4 protein-coding genes and 3 rRNA genes are annotated in these 7,696 nt (G+C 49.9%); 1 reads left to right on the top strand and 6 read right to left on the bottom strand.

Annotation, left to right across the window (positions count from 1 at the left end; translation table 11 throughout):
- From BZG84_RS15930 to rluD, 4 genes are all read right to left on the bottom strand, one after another.
- Nucleotides 1–909 (bottom strand): 16S ribosomal RNA (locus BZG84_RS15930); the annotation flags it as partial.
- Nucleotides 910–1,372: 463 nt separating this feature from the next.
- On the bottom strand, nucleotides 1,373–3,949 hold the full coding sequence (gene clpB / locus BZG84_RS15925; RefSeq protein WP_077481876.1) for an ATP-dependent chaperone ClpB: 2,577 nt from the start codon (nucleotides 3,947–3,949) through the stop codon (nucleotides 1,373–1,375).
- A gap of 77 nt (nucleotides 3,950–4,026) precedes the next feature.
- Nucleotides 4,027–4,749 (bottom strand): peptidoglycan editing factor PgeF, encoded by a 723-nt coding sequence (pgeF, locus tag BZG84_RS15920; RefSeq protein WP_077481874.1) that lies wholly within the window; start codon nucleotides 4,747–4,749, stop codon nucleotides 4,027–4,029.
- Nucleotides 4,749–5,723, bottom strand: a complete 975-nt coding sequence (gene rluD, locus BZG84_RS15915; RefSeq protein WP_077481872.1) for a 23S rRNA pseudouridine(1911/1915/1917) synthase RluD — start codon at nucleotides 5,721–5,723, stop codon at nucleotides 4,749–4,751. Before rluD ends, pgeF begins: the two co-directional genes overlap by 1 nt.
- Nucleotides 5,724–5,921: 198 nt before the next feature.
- Between rluD and bamD the strand changes: the two genes are divergently transcribed.
- Nucleotides 5,922–6,647, top strand: coding sequence for an outer membrane protein assembly factor BamD (bamD, locus tag BZG84_RS15910; protein ID WP_069591102.1), 726 nt, complete (start codon nucleotides 5,922–5,924; stop codon nucleotides 6,645–6,647).
- A 687-nt stretch (nucleotides 6,648–7,334) separates the two neighbouring features.
- Here the strand turns inward: bamD and rrf are convergent.
- Nucleotides 7,335–7,450 (bottom strand): 5S ribosomal RNA (gene rrf, locus BZG84_RS15905).
- A 121-nt stretch (nucleotides 7,451–7,571) separates the two neighbouring features.
- Nucleotides 7,572–7,696, bottom strand: a 23S ribosomal RNA gene (locus tag BZG84_RS15900); the annotation flags it as partial.

Here is a 7,696-nt window from a genome sequence, read left to right as displayed (position 1 = left end):
CTGGATGTCAAGAGTAGGTAAGGTTCTTCGCGTTGCATCGAATTAAACCACATGCTCCACCGCTTGTGCGGGCCCCCGTCAATTCATTTGAGTTTTAACCTTGCGGCCGTACTCCCCAGGCGGTCTACTTAATGCGTTAGCTCCGAAAGCCAAAGTCTTAAACCTCAGCCTCCAAGTAGACATCGTTTACGGCGTGGACTACCAGGGTATCTAATCCTGTTTGCTACCCACGCTTTCGCATCTGAGCGTCAGTCTTTGTCCAGGGGGCCGCCTTCGCCACTGGTATTCCTTCAGATCTCTACGCATTTCACCGCTACACCTGAAATTCTACCCCCCTCTACAAGACTCTAGCCTGCCAGTTTCAAATGCGGTTCCGAGGTTGAGCCCCGGGCTTTCACATCTGACTTAACAAACCGCCTGCATGCGCTTTACGCCCAGTAATTCCGATTAACGCTCGCACCCTCCGTATTACCGCGGCTGCTGGCACGGAGTTAGCCGGTGCTTCTTCTGCAGCTAACGTCAAGCAATGCACGTATTAAGTACACTACCTTCCTCACTGCTGAAAGTGCTTTACAACCCGAAGGCCTTCTTCACACACGCGGCATGGCTGCATCAGGGTCTCCCCCATTGTGCAATATTCCCCACTGCTGCCTCCCGTAGGAGTCTGGGCCGTGTCTCAGTCCCAGTGTGGCTGATCATCCTCTCAAACCAGCTAAGGATTGCGGTATTAGCCGTCGTTTCCAACGGTTATCCCCCTCGTYAGGGCAGGTTCCCAGCCGTTACTCACCCGTCCGCCGCTCGACGTCCAGTAAATCCACCGAAGCTTCAATACTGCCGTTTCCGCTCGACTTGCATGTGTTAGGCCTGCCGCCAGCGTTCAATCTGAGCCATGATCAAACTCTTCAATTAAAGTTTTTTTCGAAACCGAAGTTTCAGCTCAATGAATACTGATTACTGTTTCTCTCCRAAGAGAAAAACGAATTGACTGTGCCGAACAACTATAAAAGTTGTCGTTTGGTCACTCAGTTCATCGAATAAATCTTTTYGTCTATTCTCAACGAGTGCCCACACAGATTGCATAGGTCAAATTGTTAAAGAGCATCGCTCAATCTTGAGCGGGAGTGGCATTTTACGCCACCGAGGCAGTGAGTCAAGCTTTTTGTTTACTTGGCTTTGCTGCCGTTTGTTAGCGCGGTTTGCCGTGCCAACGAGGAGCGCATTATAGAGAGGTATTTTTGTGACGCAAGGGGTTTTTAAAGAAAAAATACCGACCGAACAAAAACCCAACAATTCGCAAGTTTTCTCGCCAATTTAGGTGGTATAGCCATAAAAAAGCCACCTAAAACGGTGGCTTTTTTGCGGTTTGGTTCGATTAGCCTTGTTTAGCAATAATTTGTTCATTCTCGACATCGAGAACAACAGGTCGCCCAGGCAGGAGATCGCCACTCAGTATTTGCTGAGCAAGTGGGTTCTCTATCGATTGCTGAATTGCCCGTTTGAGTGGTCGCGCGCCATAGACAGGATCAAAGCCTCCTTTCGCGACCATGGCTAACGCCGCTTCTGTCACTTCAAGGGTAAAGTCTCGTTCCGCCATACGACGTGCAACTTCTTGCATCTGCAATCTAGCAATATTCTTAATATGATCTTCCGCCAAGGGGTGGAAAACCACCGCCTCATCGATACGGTTAATGAATTCAGGGCGGAAGTGATGTGCAACGACATCCATCACCGTCTGTTTCATACCTGCGTAGTCAAGTTCACCGAAGTGCTCTTGAATACGATCAGAGCCTAGGTTAGATGTCATGATCACGACCGCGTTACGGAAGTCGACTGTCCGACCTTGGCCGTCGGTAAGACGCCCATCATCCAACACTTGCAGCAAGATGTTGAATACATCTGGGTGAGCTTTTTCCACTTCATCGAGCAAAATAACGGAATAAGGTCGCCGCCGCACGGCTTCAGTGAGATATCCGCCTTCTTCATAGCCGACATAACCCGGAGGTGCCCCAACAAGGCGAGCCACTGAGTGCTTCTCCATAAACTCGGACATATCAATCCGTACCATGGCATCACGGCTATCGAACATGAACTCGGCAAGCGACTTACATAGTTCGGTTTTACCCACCCCTGTTGGCCCAAGGAAAAGGAAGGAGCCAATCGGGCGATTTGGATCGGCCAAACCTGCACGACTACGACGAATGGCATTCGCAACCGCACTTACCGCTTCATCTTGCCCGATAACATGCTCGTGCAATGCCGCTTCCATATTGAGCAGTTTTTCTTTCTCGCTTTCTAGCATGCGCGCAACCGGAATGCCGGTTTGGCGCGAGATAACATCCGCGATCTCGCTATCCGTCACGCGGTTTTTCAGCAAGGTCATTTCTTGCATTTCGGCTTGGCTAGCAAGATCCAATTGTTTTTCGAGCTCAGGAATTTTGCCGTATTGCAGTTCCGACATGCGGCTCAAGTCGCCAGCACGACGGGCAATTTCCATATCCGTACGCGCCTGCTCGAGCGCCGCCTTGATGTGTTGCGTCCCCGATACTGCCGCTTTTTCTGTATTCCAGACTTCTTCCAATTCAGCGTATTCGCGCTCTTTGGTGTCGAGCTCCTCTTTCAGGCTGTCGAGACGCTTACGACTGGCGGTATCTTCTTCTTTCTCTAACGCTTGCTGCTCAATTTTAAGCTGCACAATGCGACGCTCTAAACGGTCGAGCGATTCGGGCTTAGAGTCGATTTGCATACGAATGCTCGACGCAGCTTCATCAATCAAGTCAATGGCTTTATCGGGCAGTTGCCGATCAGCAATATAACGGTGCGATAGACTTGCAGCCGCAACAATCGCTGGGTCGGTAATTTCAACGGCGTGGTGCAGCTCATAACGCTCTTTGAGTCCGCGTAAAATCGCCACCGTATCTTCCACTGTAGGCTCGTTGATCAACACTTTTTGGAAACGGCGCTCTAGCGCAGCATCTTTTTCTACATACTGGCGATATTCATCCAGTGTGGTTGCGCCAACACAGTGGAGCTCCCCGCGAGCCAACGCCGGCTTCAGCATGTTGCCCGCATCCATTGCTCCTTCGGCTTTGCCTGCACCGACCATGGTGTGTAATTCATCGATGAAGAGAATGACATTGCCTTCTTCTTTCGCAAGTTCATTCAACACCGCTTTTAAACGTTCTTCGAATTCACCACGGTATTTCGCGCCGGCCACCAAAGAGCCCATGTCTAGCGAGAGAACGCGTTTTTTGCGTAGCCCTTCAGGAACCTCACCGTTGACGATACGCTGAGCTAAGCCTTCCACAATGGCGGTTTTACCGACACCGGGTTCACCGATTAACACGGGATTGTTTTTGGTACGCCGCTGCAACACTTGTACGGTACGACGAATTTCATCATCGCGACCAATCACAGGATCCAGTTTGCCCTGCTCCGCTCGCTCAGTGAGATCGATGGTGAATTTTTCAAGCGCTTGTCGATTTTCTTCCGCATTAGGGTCATCCACTTGTTGCCCACCGCGGACTTTCTCAATCGCCTCTTCCACTTTTTGGCTGGTTAAGCCATGGCTGCGCAACAACTCACCTAATGGTCCTTTATCTTCCACCGCGGCTAACACAAATAACTCAGACGAGATGTACTTGTCTTTACGCTTTTGCGAGATCTTATCGCACAGGTTGAAGAGGATACCGAGATTATTAGAAAGCTGAACTTCGCCGCCCGTCCCTGTCACTTTAGGTAAGCGATCAAGTAATTCAGAAAGGCTAGAACGCAGTTGGCTCACATCTACGTTCATCATGGTGAGTAAAGGGCGAATCGCACTGCTATCTTGATTGAGCAATGCGCTCATCAAGTGAACGGGTTCGATATATTGATGATCACGTCCTAATGCCAGTGACTGTGCATCAGAAATAGCGATTTGAAATTTACTGGTAAAACGATCAAGGCGCATAGCTCCTCCCACTTAACACCTTAGCTTGATGAATAAATGGGCACCATCAGTGAGGTTTTCAACCATCGCCACTGACTTTATTTTGTCAGCCAAATACAACTGGCCATACGGCCTGTTTGCCCATCACGTCGGTAAGAATAGAACTGTTCTCGTTGCTGGTAAGTACAATGGTCGCCACCGTACACGTCCGTGACGCCCATTTTGGCAAGGCGCTGTTTCGCCAGCAGATACAAGTCGGCAAGATACTTCTGATGCGGTTGGCGAACGAAAGCTGAGCGAGCCGCCGGGCAGTCGCGCGTAAAAGCGTCATAAACCTCCTGCCCGACCTCAAAATGCATGGGACCGATTGCCGGCCCCAGCCAAGCCATACATTGGGTCGAGTCCGTAAACGTGGCGACGGTTGCCTCTATAACTCCGTCGAGTAGCCCTCGCCAACCTGCATGTACAGCCGCAACTTGTGATCCCTGCCGATCGGTGATCAAAACAGGTAAGCAGTCAGCGGTCATCACTGTACACACTTGACCAGATACGTCCGTCACCGCCGCATCAGCGTCTGGCAAGCTCTCAACACACGGTAGCCGTGCTACCTGTGTACCATGAACTTGATTAAGCCAGGTGATAGGACCACCAACCAGCGCTTGCAGAATGGCCCTATTTTGCGAGACAACTTCAGCGTCATCCCCCACATGTAGGCCAAGGTTCCAGCCTGAAAAGGCGCCCTGACTCGTCCCACCGAGGCGAGTGGTAGTCAGTGCCTTTACATGACGCGGCGCGGGCCAGTCAGGCTGGATACATTCCATTAATAGTCCTCTTCACCGTATTTCGCTTGGTCATCTCTGAGTAGCTCGGTCAACGCGACCATATCCTCAGGAACCGGGGCATGCCATTCCATTTGCTCGCCCGTCACCGGATGATCTAAGCGTAGCATCGCTGCATGCAAAGCTTGTCGTTTGAACTGACGCAAACCTTGAACCAACACATCGTCCGCCTGACGCGGTGGCTTAGCCTTTCCTCCATATAAAGGATCGCCTACCAAAGGATGGTTCAAATAGGCCATATGGACACGAATTTGGTGAGTGCGTCCGGTTTCCAATCGCAGCCTTAGCCGTGTATGACCTCGAAAATGCTCCGCTACCCGATAGTGGGTGATTGCGGGCTTGCCTAGCTCGTGTACCGCCATATGGGTGCGCTTGGTGGCGTGACGGCCAATGGGCTTATCCACCAATCCGCCTCCGGTCATATTCCCGATCGCAATCGCCTCATATTCGCGAGTAATTTTACGCTTTTGCAAGGCACGCACTAATCGCGTTTGCGCTGGGATGGTTTTAGCGACAACCATCAACCCTGTCGTATCTTTATCGAGCCGGTGCACGATACCTGCGCGAGGCACATCGCCGATCTCAGGATATAGATACAATAATCCGTTTAAGATAGTGCCATCTGGGCACCCAGCGCCCGGATGCACGACTAAACCTGCAGGTTTGTTAATTACCAACAAGTCATCATCTTCGTAGACAATATCTAGAGGGATATCTTGCGGGATCCAGCGATTATCATCTTCCACTTCCGCTTGGATCTGTATCGCTTCTCCCCCCATCACTTTATGGCGAGGCTTATCCATTACCTCTCCGTCTAAGCGCACTTGCCCTGCTTGGATCCATGTTTTGATCCGAGAACGCGAGTAGTCAGGGAACAGCTCTGCAATTGCTTGGTCGAGTCGTTGGCCCAGTTGGTGGTCTTGAATGTGGTGAGATAATTCTATCTGTTGTGCCATATCGAACTTTTCTGTGATTTCTATGACTAATCCCTCGCGACAGTCGTTATGGCGGCGTGTGGCGTATCGCCCGCTCTCGCCTTTTGCTATAGTCGCCTGTCACTGGATAAAATAGCCGGAATAATGACATTGTATCTGTTTGCCGCTGCGACCGTAATCCAGATGGCATAAAAACTTTTCAAGGAAGTGCGATAACCCATGAAACGCCTTACGCTTACTGCGCTGTTAGCCACCTCAATACTCGCGGGCTGTTCAAGTAACAACCAAGTCGTTCAAGATGATCCGCCATCTAAGCTGTATCAAGATGCAGAGGCGCAGTTAAACAAAGGCGCTTGGATCACTGCGATCGAAAAACTCGAAGCGCTCGATTCACGCTATCCGTTTGGCGCATACTCCGATCAAGTCCAGCTTGATCTGATCTACGCCTATTACAAAAACGACGATCTCGCGCTCGCAGAAGCCACCATAGATCGTTTTATCCGTATGCATCCAGCTCACCCAGAAAGCGATTGGGTAGTCTATATGCGTGGTTTGGTTCACATGGCGCAAGATCGCAGCCTGATCCACGATATTCTCCGCATGGAGCGTAATGATCGCGACCCTGAACCCGCCAGAAAGGCCTTTGCCGATTTTCGTCGCTTACTCGAACGCTACCCTAATAGTGAATATGCTGCAGACGCGAAAGCACGGATGGTGGCACTGAAAAACCGCTTAGCTAACTATGAATTGGCCACTGCGGATTTCTATATTCGTCGCGAAGCTTGGGTTGCCGCCGTGAATCGTTGTCAGGCTATACAGCGAGACTTTCCAGATACAGAGGCCGCGCGTGCTTCTCTACCATTAATGTTAAAAGCCTACGAAAAGCTGGGGCTTGAAGAGCCGGCCCAGAGGACGCGTGAACTCATTGAGAAAAACCCACGCTAAAAGAGAGCGAAACACTCAGGCTAAAGCCTCCAAAATTGGGGGCTTTTTTATGCCTGCTAGATACGAATCAGCACGGATAAAATAATGGCTGGCAGTCACACATCGCATATCTATATGTAGCTGCAACAACGAACAAAGCGTCACATCACCCGTGCCAGTATTACTCAAGATGACTGCGATAAGATTAGGCCCCGACTGTCAGTTCAGAGCTTAGTGTTTGAACTTCACGTCTTACGTTTATCTGCTTTGATGATTGAATTATGTCTGTGTGACGGGAGTTTTGAAGCGAGGCGCATAGGGCTGATACACCCTCAAGATACAAAAAAGCCCCGACCATAAGGTCAGGGCTTGATGTTTTCTCATCAAAGTCTTACACACATCCGCTTTGATGCTTAAATTTTTGCTAACTAAAGCCCAACATTAAGCTCTAATTAGATTATCTTGTTTGATGCGATGAGGATGTTGAATCGAGACGCGCAGGGCTGATGCACTCTCAAGATACAAAAAAAGCCCTGACCGTCAGGTCAGGGCTTGGTGTTTTCTCATCAAAGTCTTACATATATCCGCTTTGATGCTTAAATTGTGTCTGTGTGACGGGAGTTTTGAAGCGAGACGCGCAGTGTACGTCAGTACATGAGCACCGTAGCTATCAAAAATCGCAAGCAACAGTCACAATTTATAATCAAAGCCTGGCGATGTCCTACTCTCACATGGGGAGACCCCACACTACCATCGGCGCTGCTTCGTTTCACTACTGAGTTCGGCATGGARTCAGGTGGGTCCAAAGCGCTATGGTCGCCAAGCAAAATTTTGTTTTGTCTTCACTTTTTTAAAAAGTGAAAACCATCAACCTAGAAAGCTGTTTGTTCTCGCCACAATCAACTGGCTTATTTTAAGTCCAACCCAAAACCTCTTGGGTGTTGTATGGTTAAGCCTCACGGGCAATTAGTACAGGTTAGCTCAACGCCTCACAGCGCTTACACACCCTGCCTATCAACGTTCTAGTCTAGAACAACCCTTTAGAGAGCTCGAAGCTCTAGGGATGACTC

Origin of the sequence: Salinivibrio sp. PR932 (assembly GCF_001996125.1) — a bacterium.
GTDB classification, from domain to species: domain Bacteria; phylum Pseudomonadota; class Gammaproteobacteria; order Enterobacterales; family Vibrionaceae; genus Salinivibrio; species Salinivibrio proteolyticus.
This window is presented reverse-complemented; position numbering and strand designations above follow the sequence as displayed.